The sequence below is a fragment of the Streptococcus caecimuris genome (genome assembly GCF_943193075.1).
GTDB lineage: Bacteria > Bacillota > Bacilli > Lactobacillales > Streptococcaceae > Streptococcus > Streptococcus caecimuris.
The window spans coordinates 1-22,046 of the sequence record NZ_CALPCT010000027.1 but is presented as its reverse complement, the minus strand read 5'-3'; the positions used below and the strand labels follow the sequence as shown (position 1 = coordinate 22,046).

Below are 22,046 nucleotides of genomic sequence, written 5' to 3'. Positions count from 1 at the left end.
GCCCACTCAACCACTGCGTCTTGCTCGACAATCCAAAAATAATTGAGAGGCTAGGACTTTTGTCCCAGCCTCTTTTTCGTATTAAACAAGATGACGTTCAAACGGATCGTCCGAAATTCCTTGGTCTAGAATCAGGCGACACCATTCTTTGGCTGAGAAGAGGCTGTGATCCTTGTAATTTCCACAAGACTCAATAGTTGTGCCTGGGACATCCTCCCAAGTGCTGACAGATGCAATTTCTTCTAAAGAATCTTTGATTACTTTAGCAATTTCCGTACTCGAATGTTGTCCCCACATGATCATATGAAAACCGGTGCGACATCCAAAAGGGGAACAATCAATCATACCATCGATTCGTTTTCGAATGAGCATCGCAAGAAGGTGCTCGATCGTGTGGAGCCCTGCCGTTGGAATCGCATTTTCATTGGGCTGCACTAGGCGAATATCAAAGTTAGAGATGATGTCTCCTTTGGGTCCAGTTTCTTCCCCAATCAAGCGTACATAGGGTGCCTTCACAGCTGTGTGGTCCAATTCAAAACTTTCAACAATTACTTCTTTTGTCATACTCAAATCCTTCTTTGTTTTTCTTGATTATAGCATAAAAAAGCAGATTCAACAAAGTCGAAATAAATGAATATCTCACAGATGTTCCATGAAAGAAAAGACGATAAAAGGACAAGCATTAAGCAAAAATATAAAAGGTTTTTCCTGTTTTTTTAGATTGTTAATTTTACTAATTTATGGTAAAATGTAAAAGAATTTTTAATTCAACTAATTAAATAGATTTGGGGTAAAAGCATGAATTTTGTTATTACAGGTGTTTTTGCCGCGGTCATTGGTTTAGTCATTGGATATGTGGGAACTGCTCTTAAAATGAAAGCTTCAAAAGAAGCTGCGGAACTCACCCTTTTGAATGCTGAACAAGAAGCAACGAATTTACGTGGACAGGCTGAACGCGAAGCCGATTTGATTTTAAAAGAGGCGAAGCATGAGTCAAGTTCACTTAAAAAAGAAGCACTTTTGGAGGCAAAGGAAGAAGCCAGAAAATATCGTGAAGAGGTCGATGCTGAGTTTAAGTCAGAACGACAAGAATTGAAGCAATTAGAAAGCCGTTTGGCAGAACGTGCTAGCAATCTTGATCGCAAAGACGACATTTTAACAAGCAAAGAACAGTCTCTTGAACACAAAGAGCAAAGTCTTACAGATAGAACTAAACACATTGATACGCGTGAACAACAGCTGGAAGAGCTTGAACACAAGAAAGTAGAAGAACTGGAACGTGTCGCTGCTCTAAGTCAAGGAGAAGCGCGTGACATTATTTTGAGTCAGACGGAAGAGCAACTTTCAAAAGAAATTGCCTCACGGATTCGTGATGCTGAATTGGAAGTGAAAGAACGTTCTGATAAAATCGCAAAAGACATTCTCGTCCAAGCCATGCAACGGATGGCGGGTGATTTTGTTGCTGAGCAAACAAATTCAACCGTTCATTTGCCGGACGATAGTATGAAGGGTCGGATTATCGGTCGTGAAGGTCGCAATATTCGTACCTTTGAGAGTTTGACAGGTGTCGATGTGATTATTGATGATACGCCTGAAGTGGTGACCTTGTCAGGGTTTGATCCGATTCGTCGTGAAATCGCCCGTATGACAATGGAGAGCCTTCTCAAAGATGGTCGGATCCATCCAGCCCGTATCGAAGAGCTGGTTGAGAAGAACCGTCAGGAAATTGACAACCGGATTCGTGAATACGGTGAAGCGGCTGCCTATGAAATTGGTGCGCCAAACCTCCATCCAGATTTGATGAAAATCATGGGACGGTTGCAATTCCGTACTTCTTATGGTCAAAACGTTTTGCGTCACTCCATTGAAGTTGCCAAACTTTCTGGTATTATTGCTAGCGAGTTGGGTGAAAATGCTACCTTGGCACGACGTGCAGGATTCTTACATGATATCGGTAAAGCGATTGACCGTGAAGTGGAAGGAAGTCACGTCGAGATTGGAACTGAATTGGCACGGAAGTACAAGGAACACCCAGTGGTGGTCAATACCATTGCCAGTCACCATGGTGACGTGGAACCAGAAAGTGTCATCGCAGTCATTGTCGCTGCAGCGGATGCCTTGAGTGCAGCTCGACCTGGAGCACGAAGTGAGTCACTTGAAAGCTACATCAAACGCTTGCAAGATCTTGAAGAAATTGCAAATAGTTTTGAAGGAGTTAAGACAAGTTTCGCCCTTCAAGCGGGTCGTGAAATCCGTATTATGGTTAGCCCTGAGGCAATCAAGGATGATAAAGTGACGATCTTAGCTCATGATATTCGTGAGAAGATCGAGTCCAATCTTGAATATCCTGGAAACATTAAGGTTACCGTTATTCGAGAATTGCGTGCAGTCGATTACGCAAAATAAACAAAAAGCTTGAGATCTAGCATCTCAAGCTTTTTGAATGAAAAAATCAGTTGAAAATTAGGCCGATTTTTGTTACACTAGATAGAAAGACATTGAAGGAGAAATCATGGCGGATCGTGGCTTATTAATCGTATTTTCTGGCCCTTCGGGGGTTGGAAAAGGAACGGTCAGACGAGAAATTTTTGAAAACTCGGACAATCAGTTTCAGTATTCTGTATCGATGACGACGCGTGCACAACGTCCAGGTGAAGTGGATGGTGTCGACTATTTTTTCCGTACACGTGAAGAATTTGAAGATTTGATCCGTCAAGGGCAAATGTTGGAGTACGCTGAGTACGTTGGAAATTACTATGGGACTCCTTTAACCTATGTGAATGAAACCTTGGACAAGGGAATCGATGTATTTCTTGAAATTGAAGTTCAGGGTGCCCTTCAAGTAAAGAAGAAAGTTCCAGATGCAGTTTTTATTTTCTTAACTCCGCCTGATTTGGATGAATTGCAAGATCGATTAGTGGGTCGCGGGACAGATAGTGCAGAAGTTATTGCGCAACGGATTGAAAAAGCAAAAGAAGAAATCGCCATGATGCGTGAATATGACTACGCCATTGTGAACGACGAGGTTCCTCTTGCTGCTGAGCGTGTCAAACGTGTGATCGAAGCAGAGCATTTCCGTGTAGACCGTGTCATTGGCCATTATCTGGATATGTTACCAAAAACACAAACTATTGTGAAGAGATAAATAATTAGAAATTAGGTATAGGAATATGATGTTAAAACCTTCTATTGATACATTGCTTGACAAAGTACCATCCAAATATTCATTGGTCATTCTTGAGGCAAAACGGGCCCACGAATTGGAAAGTGGTGCAGTACCCACTCAAGAATTCCAATCAGTTAAATCAACATTACAAGCGCTTGAAGAAATTGAGTCCGGAAACGTAGTTGTTCACCCGGATCCAGAAGCAAAACGTGAAGCGCTTCGTCGTCGGATTGAAGCAGAGCGGATTCGCAAAGAAGAAGAAGAGCGCAAAATTAAGGAACAAATTGCCAAAGAAAAAGAAGATGGTGAAAAAATTTAAGGTTGGGGCTTCTCAATCTTATTTTTTGCTATTTAAAGGGTTCCGTGATAAAGTAAAGCTCATATGATAGAGGCTGGAGGTGAAAAAGTGATAGCAAAAGTCATCGTAGATGTCCCATTGATGCAGACAGATAAACCCTATTCTTATCAGATCCCATCAGAATTTGAGGATATGGTGGAGGCAGGTATGCGAGTTCATGTCCCCTTTGGTAAAGGGAATCGCCTCATTCAAGGGATTGTGGTAGATGTTTTAGAAGAGGCAGACACAAGCGAGGAATTAAAAGCGATTGTGGAGGTCTTGGATTACACTCCGGTCTTAAATCAAGAGCAGTTTTGGTTGGCGGATCAATTACGAAAAAGTGTTTTTTCTTATAAGATCACGATTTTAAAAACCATGCTTCCTTCTCTCCTCAATTCGAGTTATGATAAGATTTTGTATCCTCAACCTTCTTTAGATCCCACTCTCAAAATAAAACTTTTTGGTGCAAAAAATGAAGTTTCTTTTTCTTCTCTAGATGCAGCCGATCAAGCCCAAGTGATGCGGTTGGTCAGAAAAGGAGATTTGGTACTTGAATACAAGGCCAAGGATAAGAAACAAATTAAAACAGAAAAATGGTATCGCGTTAACCAGGAAAGATTAAAAGAACTTCAACTATCAGCGAGAGCTAAAAAAAGGCTAGCATTGAAAGAGCGCCTGTTACTAGAGCAAGGGGAGCAACTCTTAGCAGGATTGTATCAGGATTTTTCACGAGAAGTAGTGGCTTATTTTATTGATCAGGGTGTTTTAGAAATAACAGAACGAGAAGTGAATCGGGCGGCTGCATATTATGAAGGCAAAGAACAGACCCAGGCTCTGCTTTTAAATTCAGAGCAAGCAAAAGCTGTAGAAAGAGTAGTTTTTCAAATTGGGAAAACATCAAAGCCTTTTTTATTAGAAGGTGTGACTGGAAGTGGGAAAACAGAAGTTTATCTGCAGATTATTCAGGAAGTTCTAAATAAGGGGAAAACGGCTATTATGTTGGTTCCTGAGATTTCCCTGACGCCACAGATGACGGATCGTTTTATCTCTCGTTTTGGTCAGGAAGTAGCCATTCTGCACTCGGGCTTATCAAATGGTGAGAAGTATGATCAATGGCGAAAAGTTGAACGTGGGGAGGCCAAGGTAGTCGTTGGAGCGCGCTCAGCCATCTTTGCTCCTTTAAAAAACATCGGAGCTATCATCATTGATGAGGAGCACGAGGCTTCCTACAAACAAGATAGTAATCCACGCTACCACGCAAGGGAAGTCGCAGTCTTAAGAGCTCAGTACAATCAAGCAGTTTTGCTTCTTGGATCTGCTACACCAAGTTTAGAATCGCGGGCTCGTGCAACAAAAGGGGTTTATGAATTAATTCGTCTGACCCAACGGGCCAATCCGGCAGCCAAAATTCCAGAAGTTAAAGTCGTTGATTTTCGTGATTATATTGGCCAAAATGAAGCTGGTAACTTCACTCCGGTTCTAGTGGAAGCTATTGCTGATCGCTTGCAGAAAAAAGAGCAGGTTGTCTTGATGTTGAACCGCCGTGGTTATTCCAGTTTTGTCATGTGTCGCGAGTGTGGAACTGTAGATACTTGTCCCAATTGTGACATCTCTTTGACCCTCCACATGGATACTAAAACCATGAACTGTCATTATTGTGGCTATAGTAAAGCGATTCCTCGACACTGTCCAAATTGCCAAAGTCCTTCCATTCGTTATTACGGGACAGGAACACAAAAAGCTTATGATGAATTACAAGAGATCTTTCCTGAAGCTAAAATTCTGCGAATGGATGTGGATACCACTCGAAAAAAGGGGAGCCACGCAGCGATATTAGATGCTTTTGGGAATGGAGAAGCGGATATTTTGTTAGGGACGCAAATGATTGCGAAGGGATTGGATTTTCCAAATGTGACGTTAGTGGGTGTCTTGAATGCGGATACTTCTTTAAATTTACCGGATTATCGATCCTCTGAGAGAACCTTTCAACTCTTGACTCAGGTGGCAGGAAGGGCCGGACGAGCAGAGAAAGAAGGAGAGGTTATCATTCAAAGCTACAACCCCAATCATTATGCGATTCGATTTGCCAAAGACCAAGATTATGAAGGTTTTTTTGCCTATGAAATGCAGATTCGCCGGCAGTTAGGCTATACGCCTTATTACTTCACAGTTGGGCTAACCCTATCTCATAAGAGTGAGGAAATGGTGAAGGAGAAGTCACATCAGGTCATGGAAATTCTCCGATCTGGCTTATCTGATCAGGTCCAAATCTTAGGACCAACACCTAAACCAATTGCACGCACACATAATTTGTATCATTATCAAATCATTGTGAAATATCGTTTCGAAGAAGGCATGACTCAGGTCTTGAATCAAATCTTAGAATTTACACAAGAAAGAGGCAACCAAGATCTACGTGTCAGTATTGATAATGAACCTCAAAGTTTTATGTAAGGAAGAAAGAAATGACAAAATTAATTTTTATGGGGACGCCTGATTTTTCAGCGACGGTTTTAAAGGGATTGTTAGCAGATTCGCGCTATGAAATTTTGGCAGTTGTGACTCAACCAGACCGCAAAGTAGGTCGCAAAAAAGAGATTCGAATGACCCCGGTGAAGCAGGTAGCTTTGGAACATCAACTACCGGTTCTTCAGCCGGAGAAATTATCGGGTAGTCCAGAAATGGAAACTCTCTTATCACTAGATGCAGATGGAATTGTGACCGCTGCTTTTGGACAATTTTTACCGACAAAATTGTTGGAGAACTTTCAGTTTGCGGTGAATGTCCACGCGTCTTTATTACCTAAATATAGAGGTGGAGCTCCCATTCACTATGCCCTGATCAATGGTGACGAAGAAGCTGGGGTTACAATTATGGAAATGGTCAAGGAAATGGATGCTGGAGACATGATTGCAGCTCGTTCTCTCCCAATTTTAGATGAGGACAATGTGGGAACTTTGTTTGAAAAATTGGCAGTCCTTGGACGTGACTTACTCCTAGATACTTTGCCAGCTTACCTGGCAGGGGAGATCAAGCCAAGTCCACAAGATCCAAGTTTGGTCACATTTTCACCGAATATTTTACCGGAAGAAGAGGTTTTGGACTGGACCAAAACCAATCGCCAAGTCTTTAATCAGATCCGAGGGATGAATCCTTGGCCGGTCGCTCATACGTTATTAAATGGGCAACGCTTTAAAGTTTATGAAGCAGAGCTATGCGAAGGAAATGGAAATCCTGGAGAAGTGATTGCTTTGACCAAAAAAGAGTTGCTGGTCGCTGCAGGAGAAGGCGCATTGTCCCTCAAAGTTGTGCAGCTGGCAGGAAAACCAAAAATGTCCATCACAGACTTTTTGAATGGCGCTGGCCGTCAATTGAAAGTAGGAGATCACTTTGGAAATTAAACAAATGAATGCGCGTGAACAGATCGTTCGAGTGTTAGAAGAGGTTTTTGAACAGGGAGCTTATTCTAATATTGCCCTAAATCAAGCGCTAGAACACTCTCAACTTTCAGATAAAGATAGAAGCTTTGTTACGGAAGTTGTATACGGTACTGTAGCACGGAAGATAACACTCGAGTGGTATCTCGCCCACGTAATTGAAGACCGGACGAAATTGGATCCTTGGCTCTATTATCTTTTGATGATGAGTTTGTATCAACTTGTTTATTTAGACCGCATTCCCGATCATGCCATCGTCAATGAAGCTGTTCGGATAGCAAAACGTCGAAAAGAAGGCAGTGAGAAGTTTGTTAATGCTATTCTTAGAAAGCTCCTCCGCGAGGGGCTACCAGCTATTGATACGATCAAGCGAAAGAACAAACGTTATTCGGTAGAGTATTCCCTACCTGTATGGTTGGTCAAAGCATTGATCGAAGAATACGGTGAGGAACGTGCTTGCGCTATTTTTAAGAGTCTCTATCAGCGTAATAAATCCAGTATTCGTGTGATTGATCTAGACGAAAAAGAAGAGTTGGCTCAGCTACTCGAAGCAACCTCCTCTCTACTTGCTCCGTCCGCTCTCGTGAAAGAACAGGGACATTTTGCAGCGCATTCCTTGTTCAAAGAAGGGCGCATTACTATTCAAGACGAGTCCAGTCAATTGGTGGCACCGGCTTTGGATTTGCAAGGAGATGAGTGGGTTTTAGATGCCTGTGCGGCGCCAGGTGGAAAGACGACTCACCTGGCTTCTTATCTCACAACTGGGAAAGTCACAGCCTTGGATCTCTATGACCATAAGCTCAAATTGATTCAAGAAAATGCTAATCGGCTCCATGTTGCGGACAAAATTTTGACAAAGAAGTTAGATGCGACAAAAGTCTTTGAAACATTTGGACCTGATGCTTTCGATAAAATTTTGGTGGATGCGCCTTGTTCAGGGATTGGTTTGATACGGAGAAAGCCTGATATCAAGTACAATAAAGAGAGTGCAGATTTTATATCTTTACAAGCTATTCAATTGGCCATTCTGGATAGTGTTTGTCAAAGTGTGCGTAAAGGTGGTATAATAGTGTACAGTACGTGTACAATTATGGGTAAAGAGAATTTTGAAGTGGTGGACCAATTTTTGAAAAACCATCCAAATTTCGAACAAGTCCCATTGGATCACGAAAGAAAAGATATTCTTAAAAATGATTGTATCCTTATTACACCCGAATTATATGGAAGCGACGGCTTCTTTATCAGTCGTTTTAAGAGAATCTCATAATATCAGGAGGAAACTGACAGTATGGATATTACGATCTTAACCGATGTAGGTCAAAGACGGACAAATAACCAAGACTATGCAAATCAATATAAAAACAAGGCAGGAAAATCTATGGTTTTACTTGCTGATGGTATGGGAGGACACCGTGCCGGAAATATTGCTAGTGAAATGGCAGTCACAGACCTAGGTGCGGCTTGGGTTTCTTCTGAGATCGAGACGGTTAATCAAGTACGGGAATGGTTTGCAGAACATTTAGAAGCTGTGAACCGTCGGATCCATTTAGCTGGGCAAGATGATGAGCACAAAGGAATGGGAACGACACTGGAAGCTTTGGCTTTTGTAGAAGGACAAGTGATTTATGCCCATGTTGGAGATTCGCGGATTGGCCTCATTCGTCAGGGCGAATACCAGCAGTTGACCAGTGATCACTCTCTTGTAAATGCTCTTTTGCGAGCAGGTCAAATCACAGAGGAAGAAGCAGCCCATCATCCTCAACGTAACATCATCACTCAGTCCATTGGCCAAAAAGATGAGTTGGAGCCGGATTATGGTTTGGTGACGGTTGAAGCAGATGATTATATTTTGATCAATAGTGACGGTTTAACCAATATGATTGGCCCGGATGAAATCAGAGATATTGTCTTGAGTGATGTTTCACTGGAAGAAAAAGCTCAAACCTTGATTCGTTTTGCCAATAATGCTGGAGGCTTGGATAATATCACTGTTGTACTGCTCCACTTTACTGAGGAGGACGCAGCATGATTCAAATCGGCAAAATTTTTGCCGGGCGATATAAAATCATCCAACAAATTGGACGCGGCGGGATGGCAGATGTTTATCTTGCGCGTGATTTGATTTTAGATGGGGAAGAAGTTGCAGTCAAGGTACTGCGTACGAATTACCAGACGGATCCCATTGCGGTTGCGCGTTTTCAGCGTGAAGCAAAGGCGATGGCAGAGCTGGACCATCCAAATATCGTTCGGATTACAGACATTGGCGAAGAAGAAGGACAACAATACCTTGCAATGGAATATGTTGCAGGTTTAGACTTGAAACGCTATATCAAAGAAAATGCTCCTTTATCAAATGAAGAAGCTGTTCGTTTGATGGGGCAGATCCTTCTAGCTATGCGTCTTGCCCATACGCGTGGCATTATCCATAGAGATTTAAAACCACAGAATGTCCTCTTGACACCAGATGGAACAGCAAAAGTTTCAGACTTTGGGATTGCAGTGGCCTTCGCAGAGACTAGCTTGACCCAGACCAACTCGATGTTGGGGTCGGTTCATTATTTGTCCCCTGAGCAGGCGCGTGGATCAAAAGCTACGGTGCAAAGTGACATCTACGCGATGGGGATTATTTTCTATGAGATGTTGACAGGACACATTCCTTATGATGGAGATAGTGCAGTCACAATTGCTTTGCAGCATTTTCAAAAGCCACTCCCCTCTATTCGTGAAGAAAATAAGAATGTTCCACAAGCTTTAGAAAATGTGGTGATCAAGGCGACAGCTAAAAAACTGACGGATCGCTATAAATCAGTGGCAGAGATGTATGTAGATCTTTCAAGTTGCTTGTCCTATGAGAGAAGAAATGAGAAAAAACTGGTTTTTGAAGACCAAGCGAAAGCTGATACAAAGACTCTTCCAAAAGTGAGTCCAACTCCAAAGACAGCTCCTGTTCCAATCTCTGAGGTACGCAGTGAAATCAGTTCAGTAGATCCTAATCGACCATTATCTGATCAGCAGACCATGGCGCCAAGTAAAAAGCCAAGAAGACGTTTGCGGGCGCGCTACAAGGTCTTGTTTGTTGCCATTGCCCTAGTACTTGCAGCCTTTACTTTCTTGTTATATATGAGCCCAGCCAATAAAACAGTTCCAGATGTTTCCGGCAAAACCATTGCCGAAGCCAGAGCGGTTATTGAGGGACAAGACCTTCAAGTCGGTGAAGAGAAAGAAGAGTACAGTGATTCGGTTGCAGAAGGCTACGTCATTCGAACCAATCCAAATGCAGGGGCCCAAAAGAAAGAACAAAGTCGAATTGATTTGATTATTTCCAAAGGACCAAACAGCTTTGAAATGCCAAATTACGTGGGTGAAACACGGGCAAAAGCAGAAGAAGATCTGAAAAATACTTATAAAGTATCAAGCAAAATGATCACGATTGAAGAAGTTGAGACCTTCGATTATGCTGCAGGGACAGTTCTTGAACAAACTCCAGCTCCAGGAGAGCAATATTCTCTGAATTCAAAAACCAAGATTGTTTTGAAAGTAGCGAAAGAAACGACTTCAATTGAAATGCCAAACTATGTTGGATCAACTTACGATTTTGCTAGAAGTAATTTGATTGAGATCTATGGTATTAAAGAAGCCAATATCGAATTAAGAAAAACAGAACATCTCCCTGATGGGGTAGTTGTTTCTGCCGGTCAAATTGTTAGTCAAACTCCAGAAGTTTCGAGTACGGTGGATATTAACCGAACACGAATTGTTTTAACGGTATATGAACCTAAAGTGACCGCTTCTTCAAGTACGAAAGCCTCATCCAGTTCAGATACATCTAGTTCATCTTCTGCTGAACGATCAGATACAGAAAGTTCTAGCAGTAGTGCAACTGGTGGAGATTCATAAAACAGTCTAAGACTCAGATGGATTTCTGAGTCTTTTTGTATTTTTTTGTTGCTATGTCGTGATTTTTTTATTTCCCTGTCGAGGGAAATACTTTGAAGTCGCTTCAAGAAACTATTTTTCTACAGATGAATAGATTATGTGAACTCCTTAACAAACAAGGGGTTTCAAGTCCGGTAAAATAAAATAGTCAATTAAACATAAGGTAATTTGAAGTTGAAAATAGATTGAATATTAAATTATTTGCCTTTGTTTTAGCCCACATGCTATAATCTGCGTGAAAGGAGATCAAAGAGTAAAAAGTCGTTCAGGCCTGCTTTGATAGGAAATTGGTAAACGAATAGATTTTTTTCTGCTAGTTGAATAGGCCTTGACAACTAGTGGAGAAAAATATCGTGAACTGAGAAACAGGGAGGTAGAATGACTTTTGAAATATGTGCACATAGTTGATGTATCTTTCGCCTATACTTTCCCAATGGAGATTATTTAAATGGACAGAAAATATAGAGTGGTTAGTCGAGCAATCTTAGCAACAGCTATGATTGTCCCGGCATTTATAGCAACAAAAGTAGCTGCAGAAAATAGAGGATGGAATACCTCCTCTTATCGTTCAAACTATTATAACTATGGTTACAATAATTGGAACGGTTATAATGGCTATAATTCATGGACCTATAGTTATGGCTATGGATATCCAAATTGGAACTATTATTATGGCTATAACTATGGTTATCCTAGCTGGAATAATTATTATGGCTATAATGGTTGGAACTATGGTTATTCCTTGGAAAATGATGTAAACTACATTTATTGGAATGGCAATCATTATTATCGGATGAGTGATGGAACTTACCGGATCTACCGCAATGGTGAGTGGAAGCCTCTAACTAATCGGAATAACTCTACTAATAACCTTGCCAATGACCCTCATTATGTATATGAAAATGGCTACCATTATTATGTATTGGATAATGGGGATTATTACTACTATAAAAATGGCAAATGGGTATTTGTGAAGAATTCAACGGAAAATCCTGATACTCCTGATCCGGTTCCAACACCGACTCCGGATCCAACTCCAACACCTGAAGAGCCAGATCCAAGCGATAAACCGGATCAACCAGTTAATCCATCAGAACCATCTACACCAGAAGATCACGGCAACTTGATCTTCCCAGAAAATCCTCCATTTGTAGGAGCAGATGGAGAGTTTGATCCTTTCGCACCAACCCCAGAAAATCCAAGTGAACCAAAACCAGAAGAACCGGTGCAACCTGAAGTGCCTGGAAATGATGGTTTGGTATCAACAGATCAGCCTAGTGAAAACCAAATTCCTCCATACGTTGAGACACCAGCAGAAGGATTAGAACATCTTCCATGGGCTCCAAATGGACGAGCACCTAAGATAGTCTATCCTCCTGGAAAACCTGGATCAGCAGCTTTGCGTCGAGATAAGAACTACTACTTTGACGGGTCGACTCACTATTACTACGTTCCTTCTGATACGGAAGCAACTGGTTACTCTGCTTATTGGAAATGGAATGGAGATAAATGGAAACTTTATGGAATGACAGATCCGAAAGATCCTGAGATCGATCCAAAATTCCACGAAGATGCCAAAGATGATGAATATGCTTATAGCGATCGTGACTCAAGCGTGAAGCTCTACTCTACAAATCTGGTAGAAACAGCTAAAGCAGGTCAAGCTCTTCCATTTAAGAATGTGGATGAATTTAAGGACTATGTCATTAAGAAAATGAATCCTAAATTTATTGATAATGCTGGATGGGATGCCAAAGTAGAATGGGAAATCGAGGACCCAGAACTCTTTGAGCAATCTAAAGAAAACCCATGGGCTAAAGACTATGTTTTAATCGCTAACTTGAAGAGTGGAGTAGATGACAAGAACTATAAAGATGTTGAGTTTGGCTATGTGAAATTCGTTTATCGTGTAGAAGCGACAGACAATACAAACTATATCGAGTTAGATAAAGCGAAAGAAGCTTTTGCTAAGATTAACGAATTACGAAAGGCACAAGGCTTAAAAGAATTGACTTGGTCAGATGATGTCTACAACTCACGTGCCTTGCCAAAAGCCCATACTATTTCACGTCAGTACGATAGCACAGGGTTTGTAGCTCGCCGTGAAGACAATGCAACAACAGTCGCAACGAAATGGTATAACAGTGGATTGAGAGAATTAATGCTCGATCCAAATGCCACAGAAGGTGCGGTAGCAGCAGTCATCAATGGCGACGGTAACTATTACTGGGCATTCATGTATAAATAATGCCTCTAGACAACTGTTATCGGAAAGAACTTATTTAATAACAATTCATTCCGATACCAAGGACACCCAAAGGATTTCTTTCTTTTGGGTGTTTTTTTGCTCTTCTTATTATCCAACCACAGACGGAAGTCAAATGAGGAAAAATTTGATAAAATAGGAAAAGATGAGGTAGACTATGTGGAAAATACAAATTTTTATTTTCGTTGAAGCCGTTTTGTTAACATTGGCAGCGATCACCATTTTATCAATCGATTTTTCCAGATTTGTTGTCTTGATGGTTCTCTTTTTGCTCCTTTTGTATTACTATTTTGGCAAACAAAAAGCGAATTTTCTATTAATCGCGCTGAGTGTGCTATTGTTTTTTATCGTGATGCTGAATCCTTTTGTGATTGCAGCCATTTTATTTGCGGTGGTTTATGGTTTATTGATTGCTTACCCTTATATGTATAAGGAAAATGAAGCCGTTGTGTTTGATGTTGAAGAGGATACGAAAATTCGTCAGGAAAAAACTCGATGGATTGGTGATTTACAACATTTTTCAAAGCAAAGTCGAGGGTATCGAGATCTGAATGTAATCCGAGTTTTTGGAAATGACACCCTCCATTTAGAGGAGGTAGCCATTTGCAATTGGGACAATGTAGTGATCATTCGGAAAGGTTTTGGAAATACAAAAATTATCTTACCGATTGATTTGGAGTTGCATTTACAAATTAACACCCTGTATGGAGATCTGAAGTTTTTGGATCTTCCTGTCCGTAAAATGAGGAATGAAACCATAGACATTGAAACGGCACACTATCGGAGATCGCACCGTTCTATAAAAATTGTGTTAGTTGGTATTGTTGGGGATGTTGAGGTGATTCGCGCATGAAGAAATTAGACTATCTCCTATTGTATTTCTATTCCCTAATGGTGGTTGCGGTCATTTGTCATACCATTTTCCATTTTGTTGGTTTTCAGTGGGGCAAACTTCTCTCAGATCTTTCCTTGCTTCAGTCATTCCTATTTTTGGTTTTTAGTCTGACGCTTGCATTGACGGCTTTGGTTGTCTTAATTATCAAAATCACGCAATTTGTAACAGTTCATGCAGTACAACAAAAGGTAGAATCTATCCTGACTGCTTCACAGCGAAAAGAAATTGCCCCCAAAGAATTGAATCAACAGTTAGATTTATTGGACAGCAAATTGCTTCGACTAGAAGAAAATTTACAAAAGAGTGAAAATCGTGTGATGCGAAATGAAGAAGAAATTGTGGAAATCGAGCGTAAGAGAATTGCGCGTGATCTACATGATACGGTTAGTCAAGAATTGTTTGCAGCCAATATGATTTTATCTGGAGTGGCAGCACAGGCTCTTGAGTTAGAGAAAAGTCAGATCCAGCAGCAACTAAATGGTGTGTCAGATATTCTAGGTACAGCCCAAAATGATTTACGCGTCTTGCTCCTACATCTTCGTCCTACAGAATTGGAAGGAAAAAGTTTGGTAGAAGGGATGGAGATGATTTTTAGAGAATTGAAGGAAAAGAGTAACCTAACAGTTGTCTTCCATCATAATGACGTGAGTATTCCAAAAAATATGGAAGAACATCTATTTCGAATCGTCCAAGAAATTGTCAGCAATACCTTAAAACACGCTAGAGCTCAACAAATGGATGTCTTTTTGCATCAGGAAGGAAAACAACTTCATTTACGGATGGTAGATGATGGAATCGGCTTTGAGCAGGAAAAATTGGAACGATTGAGTTATGGGTTGAAAAATATTCAAGAACGTGTAGAAGACATGGCGGGAACCATTAAAATAAGAACAAGTCCTCAAAAGGGAGTGGCTGTAGATATTCGTGTTCCCCTCCTTGTAAAAGATAAAAATGAAAAGGAAACTGTATGAAAGTATTATTAGTAGATGATCATGAAATGGTCCGGTTGGGATTGAAAAGCTTTTTGTCCATGCAAACCGATATTGAGCAGGTCTTAGAGGCGAAAAATGGGCATGAAGGGGTGGAGTTGGCGCTGAAAGAAAGACCAGACGTCATCATCATGGATATTGTGATGCCAGAGCTAAATGGAATCGATGCGACTCTAACCATCCTAAAAGAGTGGCCGGAAGCTAAAATTGTCATTTTGACGTCTTATTTAGATAACGAAAAGATTTACCCTGTCTTAGATGCTGGTGCAAAAGGGTATATTTTAAAGACCTCGTCAGCAACTGAGATCTTACAGGCTGTCAGAAAGGTTGCAAAGGGAGAATTTGCAATTGAGACAGAAGTTAGTCAAAAAGTTGAGTCACGAAAGAACCATGCTGAATTGCATGATGATTTGACAGCTAGAGAACGAGATATTCTGGCTTTATTGACGAAAGGATATGAAAATCAACGAATAGCAGATGAACTCTTCATTTCTTTAAAAACAGTGAAGACCCATGTCTCCAACATCTTATCGAAATTAGAAGTCAGTGATCGGACGCAAGCAGTCGTCTATGCCTTCCGACACCATCTGGTGAATCAAGAAGATTTTTAAAGGGAAACATGCTATAATAGAGCATGATCATAAGGGGGAGACAAGTGGACGCAAAATTACGTTATAAAGCCAAAAAAGTTAAAATCGTCTTTTTTGATATTGATGATACATTACGTGCAAAAGAAACTGGATTGATCCCAGAATCTGTCAAAGAAGTCTTTCATCAATTGAAAGAAAAAGGAATCCGAACAGGGATTGCAACGGGTAGAGGGATTTTTGGGGTTGTTCCTGAAATCATGAACTTAAAGCCTGATTTTTTAGTAACCTTAAACGGTGCCTATATAGAAGATACAAAAGGAACTGTGATCTACCAATCACCAATCAATGAAGCAATCGTTTCTTCTTTTGTGGATTGGGCCAAAGAATCCGAGGTTGATTATGGGTTAGTAGCTAGTCATCAAGCTGCCCTGTCTAATCGGACACCCTTGATCAGTGATGCTATTGACATCATTTATCCAAACTTACCCGTAGATCCAGATCTGCATTTGAAAGAACCTATTTTCCAAATGTGGACCTTTGATGAAAAGGATAGTGAGCTAGAGTTGCCCCTTTCTTTGCAAGAGAACTTGCGCCTAGTTTCGTGGCATCCCCATTCATCAGATGTTGTTCGCTTTGAAGCTTCAAAAGCTTCAGGAGTTTCTCATCTTGTAAATCATTTGGGCTTGAAGCCAGAGAATGTTTTAGTATTTGGGGATGGATTAAATGATCTAGAACTGTTTGATTATGCTGGAATTAGTATCGCAATGGGAAAATCTGCCCCAGAGTTACAAGAAAAAGCTGATTATATCACTAAGAATTTAGAAGAAGATGGCATATTCTATGCCTTAGAGGAGTTAAATATGGTTGAAAAAGAATTGACGTTACCACAGTTAGAACTTGCTACGGTTGACGGTCCTGTCGCTGTGATCAAAACCAATCACGGTGAGATGAACATTCAATTGTTCCCAGATCAAGCACCAAAAACAGTTGCAAACTTTGTAGCTCTTGCTAAGTCTGGCTATTATGATGGTGTCATTTTCCATCGGATTATTAAAGATTTTATGATCCAAGGGGGAGATCCAACAGGCACAGGTATGGGTGGTGAATCCATCTATGGGGAGAGCTTCGAAGACGAATTTTCAAAAGAATTGTACAATATTCGCGGAGCCCTTTCAATGGCAAATGCTGGACCAAACACAAATGGCAGCCAATTCTTTATTGTACAAAATCAACATCTCCCATATTCGAAAAAGGAATTGGTCCGCGGTGGCTGGCCTGAAGAAATTGCTGAAATCTATACGACAGAAGGAGGAACTCCTCACCTAGATCAACGCCATACCGTATTTGGACAATTGATGGATGAAGCTTCTTTTGCTGTGTTGGATGAGATCGCGGCTGTTGAGACCGGGATGATGGATAAGCCAGTAGAAGATGTCGTGATTGAAACCATCGAGATTGAGGACTAATATGAAAATTGGAGATAAGTTAGAAGGGACCATTACAGGCATTCAACCTTATGGTGCCTTTGTCGAACTAGAGTCGGGTGTCACGGGCTTGATTCATATCTCAGAGATTAGAAGTGGTTATGTAAGTAATATTCATGATATTCTTTCAATTGGAGAAAAAGTCTTTGTCCAAGTCATCGATGTTGATGAATATTCTAAGAAAGCTAGCCTCTCTTTGAGAACACTAGAAGAAACACCACAACGAAGTATTCGACACCATCGTTTTTCAAATGACCGCCACAAGAGTGGTTTTGCGCCCTTAGCTCAACAGATGCCGACCTGGGTCAAAGAAGGAAAGGTATTCTTTAGCAAACAAGAAAAAAAATAAAAACTTCGATAGGTTGATGAAACCTATCGAAGTTTTTTTGATATAGAGAATTATTCAAATTCGTAAAGGGTAGTAGAAAGGTAACGTTCTCCATTATCTGGTGCAAGAGCAAGAACTTTTTTACCGCTTCCCAATTCTTTTGCGACTTCAATAGCAGCATAGATAGCAGCTGCGCTTGAGATACCGACTAAGAATCCTTCAGCACCACCAATAGCGCGTGCAAGTTCGAAAGCTTCTTCTGAAGATACGCGACGAACACCATCATATGCATTAGTGTCTAAAGTATTTGGGATAAAACCAGCTGAAATCCCTTGGATTTTATGTGGACCAGGTTTTTCGCCAGAAAGGACTGCAGATTCATTGGCCTCAACGGCATAGACTTTGACAGCGGGATTATTCTTTTTCAAAGTATGAGAAATACCAGAAACAGTACCACCAGTACCAACACCTGCGACAAAAGCATCTAAACCATCTTTTCCAAAGGCATCAACGATTTCTTGTCCTGTTGTTCTTTCATGTACCTCTGGGTTAGCAGGGTTTTCAAATTGAAGAGGAAGAAAGCCATTTCTTTCTGCAGCGATTGCTTCAGCTTTAGCGATAGCGCCTTTCATTCCTTCACTTCCAGGAGTCAAAACGAGTTCAGCTCCATAGGCTTGGATGATTTTACGACGTTCCACACTCATGGTTTCAGGCATGACAATCACAACTTTGTAGCCTTTAGCTGCGCCAACCCATGACAAGCCAATCCCTGTGTTCCCACTAGTTGCTTCGACAATGGTATCACCTGGTTTGATCAAGCCATCCGCTTCAGCTTTTTCAATCATGCTCAAAGCAATCCGGTCTTTGACAGATGATCCAGGATTGAAGGCTTCGAGTTTGACATAGACATCTGCAGCTCCTTCAGGAACAAGACGATTCAATTTGACAATCGGAGTGTTCCCAATCAATTCTGTAATATTTTCATAAATAGCCATAATATACCTCAGTTCTAGGTTTTCTTGATACTAACAAGTATAGTCTCTTGCGAGAAGAATGTAAAATATAGAAATTTTATGGGTGTGATAAAAAAAAACTATCGTTGCCGATAGTATTTTAATTATTTTTCTACAGAAAGTAGGGGTACTTCAACCTCACGAATTCCTTGGTCCTCAATAATGACTTTGCCATTGTAAAATTCGACTAAAGCTGCTGTGATAGAGTTTGTGTTTTCTTTATCCACAAAAATAATTGTCATCACCTGATCTGTGAACATAGGATCTTGTTCCGCCAATTGATGGTCTTTTAAGAAATTAGCAAATTCTTGGTATTGGGAATAAGAAAGTGTGATCCTAAGAACCACTTGCTCTTTGATTTCTACCAGTCCAATTTCTCGAACTGCTTGTGCAACACTTCCAGCATAAGCACGAATCAGACCGCCAGCGCCTAATTTAATACCTCCGAAATAGCGGGTAACCACGACACAACTATTAGTGATGCGATGATTCTCCAGTACTCCTAACATCGGTACCCCAGCTGTTCCGCTAGGCTCTCCATCGTCACTGGTTCGTTTGATATCACTTTGTTCTCCAATGATGAAAGCAGAGCAGTTATGTGTAGCCTTATAGTGTTCTTTTTTGATGGCATTGATAAAATCTCTAGCTTCCTCTTCAGAGGAGACTCGCTTGACATGGCAAATGAATTTTGATTTTTTGATTTCTTCTTGAACAGTACCGTTCTCTTTAAATGTAACATATTCCATACTCTTATTTTACAAAAAAGAATGATTTTCTCCAACTTTTGCGAATTAATAAGTATGAAGATAGAAGATTTTTATGGAAGACTCTTAACCGAGACTCAAATGACAAATGATCTGAAAGAAATTGCCCAAGAACTTCCAGCTATAGAAAAACAGAATGGAAGGTACCAATGCTTTCGATGTGGCAGTTTGATTGATCAAAAACTGTGGAAGTTGAGTGAGGAGGTGCTGTATTGTAGGGCCTGTATCCAATTGGGAAGGATCCGGAGTGATCAAAAACTTTATGCTATTGGACAGCAAGACTTTGAAGGACAAGAGGTGCTAAAATGGAAAGGAGTCTTGACTTCTTATCAACAAGAGGTATCTGAAGGACTTATCCAAGCAGTTAAAGCAGGAAAACATGCATTGGTACATGCTGTGACAGGCGCTGGGAAAACGGAAATGATGTACCAGGTTGTAGCAACAGCGATCAAGGCAGGAAAAGCAGTCTGTATTGCCACCCCAAGAATCGATGTCTGTATAGAATTGTATGGAAGGATGAAGGAAGATTTTTCCTGCCCCATTTCTTTGCTTCATGGAGAATCGGAGCCCTATTTTAGAACGCCTTTAGTGATCGCTACAACCCACCAATTGCTAAAGTTTTATCAGGCCTTTGATCTCCTTATTATAGATGAAGTAGATGCTTTTCCCTATGTAGACAATCCAATCTTATATAAAGCAGCTCAGAATGCAATAAAAAAAGAGGGGAATACCCTATATTTAACAGCAACCTCTACAGATGAGTTAGATAGAAAGGTCAAGAAAAAAGAAATCATTCGTTATAGTCTTCCAAGAAGATTTCATGGGAACCCGCTAGTGGTCCCTGAAATAAAATGGTTGCCGAAAATTAGAGAAAAAATAGAAAAAGGAAGAATCCCTTACGAACTATTGCAACTGATTAAGAAACAAAGACAGACTCACTACCCATTGTTAATCTTTGTATCTGAAATAGAATTAGGACAACAATTCACTGAGAACTTAAAAAAATACTTTCCCAAAGAAACAGTAGGTTTTGTATCCTCACAGACAACAGACCGTCTACGAATGGTAGAAGAATTTAGAAACAGAGCAATAACCATGCTAGTCTCGACAACAATTTTAGAAAGAGGAGTGACCTTTCCGTTTGTAGATGTCTTTGTTTTAGAAAGTAATCACAAATTATTTACTAAAAGTGCCCTTGTACAAATTTCAGGAAGGGTCGGTCGAAGTAAAGAAAGACCAACAGGTAAACTACTTTTTCTATCAGATGGCATAACAAGAGAAATGAAGAAAGCGATCAAAGAAATAAAGGAAATGAATCAGGAGGCTGGATTTTGAAAGAATGCTTGCTTTGTACTAAAGAGTTGAAAACTGGTGAACATTTCACAGACCTTATTTTTATGAATCAACAAGAAGAATGGATTTGTAAAGAATGCAAAGAAGACTTCGAACAAATTGGCGAAATCCATTGTCCTAGATGTTATAAAGATAAAGAGGAGAAAGTATGTAAAGATTGCGAATACTGGATACAAAAGGGGAATATAGTAGAACATGAAGCATTATATAGATATAATGCAGCAATGAAGGACTATTTCAAGCGATATAAATTTGAAGGAGATCGTTTATTAGGAATGGTATTTGCATGTGACATCAAAAAAGCCTTGAAAAAGTATAAAAGCTATACGATAATACCGACTCCAATCAGCCATGAAAAAAAGCAGGAAAGAGGATTCAATCAAGTATCGACTATATTAGATTTTGCAGAAATAAAGTACAGCAGTCTCTTCCAAAAAGAAGACAGCTTAGCCCAATCAAAAAAAACAAGAGAAGAAAGATTAAAAACCTCTCAACACTTTCAATTAAAAGAAGAGGTTTCAAAAAAGCAGAAATATCTTATCTTTGATGATATCTACACAACGGGCAAAACAATCGAATTAATGAAGCGTCTACTAATTGAAAAAGGTGTGAAAGAAATAAAGACATTTTCAATCGCAAGGTAAAAAAAGATTTGCAAAAACTTTATGAAAGCGTTATAATATACATATAAATAAAAACATAATGTTTAGAAAGTAGGTACTAATATGATTAAATATAGTATCCGTGGTGAAAACCTAGAAGTAACAGAAGCCATTCGCGACTATGTCGTTTCTAAACTCGAAAAGATTGAAAAATATTTTCAGGCAGATCAAGAGCTAGACGCTCGAGTAAACTTAAAAGTTTACCGTGAAAAGACCGCAAAAGTAGAAGTAACCATTCCGCTTGGATCTATCACACTTCGTGCAGAAGATGTCTCTCAAGATATGTACGGTTCAATTGATCTAGTTGTAGATAAAATTGAACGTCAAATTCGTAAAAATAAAACAAAAATCGAAAAGAAAAATCGTGTTAAATCTGGTGCAGGTAAATTGTTTACCGATGCAGTTGTAGAAGAAGCAGCAACCACAGAAAAAGTTGTTCGCTCAAAAACAATTGATCTAGAACCAATGGATTTAGATGAAGCGATCCTCCAAATGGATCTATTAGCACACGACTTCTTCATTTATCGTGATGCAGAGGATAACACAACAAATGTGATCTACCGTAGAGAAGATGGAGACATCGGTCTATTGGAAGTAAAAGAATAGAGATCAAAAAAGAGATTGAAAACATCAATTAAATTATAAAGGAATCAGGGGTATTAATGCCCCTGATTTTTTATATAAACAAAAAAAGCAAAAAAACTTTCAAAAAAATAAAATTTTTTTGGAAAAAAGTGTTGACAGTAAGGGTAGGTCATGATATACTAATATAGTTGTCGCGCGAGAGCGACAAAGACCTTTGAAAACTGAACAAGACGAACCAATG

At 40.1% G+C, this 22,046-nt stretch carries 20 protein-coding genes; 17 read left to right on the top strand and 3 right to left on the bottom strand.

What is annotated here, in order from left to right; genetic code table 11:
* Window positions 1–81 precede the first annotated feature (81 nt).
* Window positions 82–564 (bottom strand): S-ribosylhomocysteine lyase, encoded by a 483-nt coding sequence (locus NFR56_RS09175; protein ID WP_049474465.1) that lies wholly within the window; start codon window positions 562–564, stop codon window positions 82–84.
* Window positions 565–798: 234 nt separating this feature from the next.
* Between NFR56_RS09175 and NFR56_RS09170 the strand changes: the two genes are divergently transcribed.
* From NFR56_RS09170 to NFR56_RS09105, 14 genes are all read left to right on the top strand, one after another.
* Window positions 799–2,406 carry a ribonuclease Y gene (locus NFR56_RS09170; protein ID WP_003010343.1) on the top strand — a complete coding sequence of 536 codons (1,608 nt, stop codon included), beginning with the start codon at window positions 799–801 and terminating at the stop codon, window positions 2,404–2,406.
* Window positions 2,407–2,512: 106 nt separating this feature from the next.
* Window positions 2,513–3,145 (top strand): guanylate kinase, encoded by a 633-nt coding sequence (gmk, locus tag NFR56_RS09165; RefSeq protein WP_003003905.1) that lies wholly within the window; start codon window positions 2,513–2,515, stop codon window positions 3,143–3,145.
* A gap of 25 nt (window positions 3,146–3,170) precedes the next feature.
* Window positions 3,171–3,485 (top strand): DNA-directed RNA polymerase subunit omega, encoded by a 315-nt coding sequence (gene rpoZ, locus NFR56_RS09160; protein ID WP_003010339.1) that lies wholly within the window; start codon window positions 3,171–3,173, stop codon window positions 3,483–3,485.
* 63 nt (window positions 3,486–3,548) lie between these two features.
* A complete protein-coding gene (locus tag NFR56_RS09155) occupies window positions 3,549–5,957 on the top strand; it encodes a primosomal protein N' (RefSeq protein ID WP_134974511.1) in 2,409 nt (802 codons plus the stop codon).
* Between the two features lie 11 nt (window positions 5,958–5,968).
* Window positions 5,969–6,904, top strand: coding sequence for a methionyl-tRNA formyltransferase (gene fmt / locus NFR56_RS09150; protein ID WP_251458687.1), 936 nt, complete (start codon window positions 5,969–5,971; stop codon window positions 6,902–6,904).
* Entirely contained in the window at window positions 6,894–8,207 is a 1,314-nt protein-coding gene (gene rsmB / locus NFR56_RS09145; protein WP_134974513.1) for a 16S rRNA (cytosine(967)-C(5))-methyltransferase RsmB, read from the top strand. Before fmt ends, rsmB begins: the two co-directional genes overlap by 11 nt.
* Before the next feature lie 21 nt (window positions 8,208–8,228).
* A complete protein-coding gene (locus NFR56_RS09140; protein WP_021154558.1) occupies window positions 8,229–8,969 on the top strand; it encodes a Stp1/IreP family PP2C-type Ser/Thr phosphatase in 741 nt (246 codons plus the stop codon).
* Entirely contained in the window at window positions 8,966–10,837 is a 1,872-nt protein-coding gene (gene pknB, locus NFR56_RS09135; RefSeq protein ID WP_134974514.1) for a Stk1 family PASTA domain-containing Ser/Thr kinase, read from the top strand. The genes NFR56_RS09140 and pknB overlap by 4 nt, the downstream gene beginning before the upstream one ends.
* A gap of 487 nt (window positions 10,838–11,324) precedes the next feature.
* Window positions 11,325–13,124, top strand: a complete 1,800-nt coding sequence (locus NFR56_RS09130) for a CAP domain-containing protein (RefSeq protein WP_049516137.1) — start codon at window positions 11,325–11,327, stop codon at window positions 13,122–13,124.
* 175 nt (window positions 13,125–13,299) lie between these two features.
* Entirely contained in the window at window positions 13,300–13,995 is a 696-nt protein-coding gene (gene liaF / locus NFR56_RS09125) for a cell wall-active antibiotics response protein LiaF (RefSeq protein WP_003003865.1), read from the top strand.
* The gene (locus NFR56_RS09120; RefSeq protein WP_251458685.1) at window positions 13,992–15,008 is read left to right on the top strand and encodes an envelope stress sensor histidine kinase LiaS; all 1,017 of its coding nucleotides are present in this window, start codon (window positions 13,992–13,994) and stop codon (window positions 15,006–15,008) included. Before liaF ends, NFR56_RS09120 begins: the two co-directional genes overlap by 4 nt.
* Window positions 15,005–15,637: a response regulator transcription factor gene (locus tag NFR56_RS09115; RefSeq protein WP_251458682.1), complete on the top strand. Its 633-nt coding sequence runs from the start codon at window positions 15,005–15,007 to the stop codon at window positions 15,635–15,637. Before NFR56_RS09120 ends, NFR56_RS09115 begins: the two co-directional genes overlap by 4 nt.
* A 44-nt stretch (window positions 15,638–15,681) precedes the next feature.
* A complete protein-coding gene (locus NFR56_RS09110; protein ID WP_251458680.1) occupies window positions 15,682–17,082 on the top strand; it encodes a bifunctional Cof-type HAD-IIB family hydrolase/peptidylprolyl isomerase in 1,401 nt (466 codons plus the stop codon).
* A 1-nt stretch (window position 17,083) separates the two neighbouring features.
* Entirely contained in the window at window positions 17,084–17,449 is a 366-nt protein-coding gene (locus NFR56_RS09105) for a S1 RNA-binding domain-containing protein (protein ID WP_023920312.1), read from the top strand.
* Window positions 17,450–17,499: 50 nt separating this feature from the next.
* On the opposite strand, the gene cysK is transcribed toward NFR56_RS09105, so the two are convergent.
* Both cysK and NFR56_RS09095 read right to left on the bottom strand, forming a co-directional pair.
* Window positions 17,500–18,423, bottom strand: a complete 924-nt coding sequence (gene cysK, locus NFR56_RS09100; protein WP_003004014.1) for a cysteine synthase A — start codon at window positions 18,421–18,423, stop codon at window positions 17,500–17,502.
* Window positions 18,424–18,545: 122 nt separating this feature from the next.
* Window positions 18,546–19,187, bottom strand: a complete 642-nt coding sequence (locus tag NFR56_RS09095; RefSeq protein WP_134974515.1) for a YigZ family protein — start codon at window positions 19,185–19,187, stop codon at window positions 18,546–18,548.
* Between the two features lie 54 nt (window positions 19,188–19,241).
* Here NFR56_RS09095 and NFR56_RS09090 point away from each other — a divergent pair, with 54 nt between their 5' ends.
* The 3 genes from NFR56_RS09090 (at window position 19,242) to hpf (ending at window position 21,826) form a co-directional block, all read left to right on the top strand.
* Complete coding sequence (locus NFR56_RS09090; RefSeq protein ID WP_134974516.1) at window positions 19,242–20,540, top strand: ATP-dependent helicase ComFA; 1,299 nt, start codon at window positions 19,242–19,244, stop codon at window positions 20,538–20,540.
* Window positions 20,537–21,202, top strand: coding sequence for a ComF family protein (locus NFR56_RS09085; RefSeq protein WP_134974517.1), 666 nt, complete (start codon window positions 20,537–20,539; stop codon window positions 21,200–21,202). The genes NFR56_RS09090 and NFR56_RS09085 overlap by 4 nt, the downstream gene beginning before the upstream one ends.
* Window positions 21,203–21,283: 81 nt before the next feature.
* Window positions 21,284–21,826 carry a ribosome hibernation-promoting factor, HPF/YfiA family gene (gene hpf / locus NFR56_RS09080; protein WP_021154569.1) on the top strand — a complete coding sequence of 181 codons (543 nt, stop codon included), beginning with the start codon at window positions 21,284–21,286 and terminating at the stop codon, window positions 21,824–21,826.
* Window positions 21,827–22,046 lie beyond the last annotated feature (220 nt).

Bases quoted from the DNA above. Each gene is read 5' to 3' on its own strand.
- NFR56_RS09175 (WP_049474465.1), bottom strand. From the start codon at position 564: ATGACAAAAGAAGTAATTGTTGAAAGTTTTGAATTGGACCACACAGCT.
- NFR56_RS09170 (WP_003010343.1), top strand. From the start codon at position 799: ATGAATTTTGTTATTACAGGTGTTTTTGCCGCGGTCATTGGTTTAGTC.
- gmk (WP_003003905.1), top strand. From the start codon at position 2,513: ATGGCGGATCGTGGCTTATTAATCGTATTTTCTGGCCCTTCGGGGGTT.
- rpoZ (WP_003010339.1), top strand. From the start codon at position 3,171: ATGATGTTAAAACCTTCTATTGATACATTGCTTGACAAAGTACCATCC.
- NFR56_RS09155 (WP_134974511.1), top strand. From the start codon at position 3,549: ATGATAGAGGCTGGAGGTGAAAAAGTGATAGCAAAAGTCATCGTAGAT.
- fmt (WP_251458687.1), top strand. From the start codon at position 5,969: ATGACAAAATTAATTTTTATGGGGACGCCTGATTTTTCAGCGACGGTT.
- NFR56_RS09140 (WP_021154558.1), top strand. From the start codon at position 8,229: ATGGATATTACGATCTTAACCGATGTAGGTCAAAGACGGACAAATAAC.
- pknB (WP_134974514.1), top strand. From the start codon at position 8,966: ATGATTCAAATCGGCAAAATTTTTGCCGGGCGATATAAAATCATCCAA.
- NFR56_RS09130 (WP_049516137.1), top strand. From the start codon at position 11,325: ATGGACAGAAAATATAGAGTGGTTAGTCGAGCAATCTTAGCAACAGCT.
- liaF (WP_003003865.1), top strand. From the start codon at position 13,300: ATGTGGAAAATACAAATTTTTATTTTCGTTGAAGCCGTTTTGTTAACA.
- NFR56_RS09120 (WP_251458685.1), top strand. From the start codon at position 13,992: ATGAAGAAATTAGACTATCTCCTATTGTATTTCTATTCCCTAATGGTG.
- NFR56_RS09115 (WP_251458682.1), top strand. From the start codon at position 15,005: ATGAAAGTATTATTAGTAGATGATCATGAAATGGTCCGGTTGGGATTG.
- NFR56_RS09105 (WP_023920312.1), top strand. From the start codon at position 17,084: ATGAAAATTGGAGATAAGTTAGAAGGGACCATTACAGGCATTCAACCT.
- cysK (WP_003004014.1), bottom strand. From the start codon at position 18,423: ATGGCTATTTATGAAAATATTACAGAATTGATTGGGAACACTCCGATT.
- NFR56_RS09095 (WP_134974515.1), bottom strand. From the start codon at position 19,187: ATGGAATATGTTACATTTAAAGAGAACGGTACTGTTCAAGAAGAAATC.
- NFR56_RS09090 (WP_134974516.1), top strand. From the start codon at position 19,242: ATGAAGATAGAAGATTTTTATGGAAGACTCTTAACCGAGACTCAAATG.
- hpf (WP_021154569.1), top strand. From the start codon at position 21,284: ATGATTAAATATAGTATCCGTGGTGAAAACCTAGAAGTAACAGAAGCC.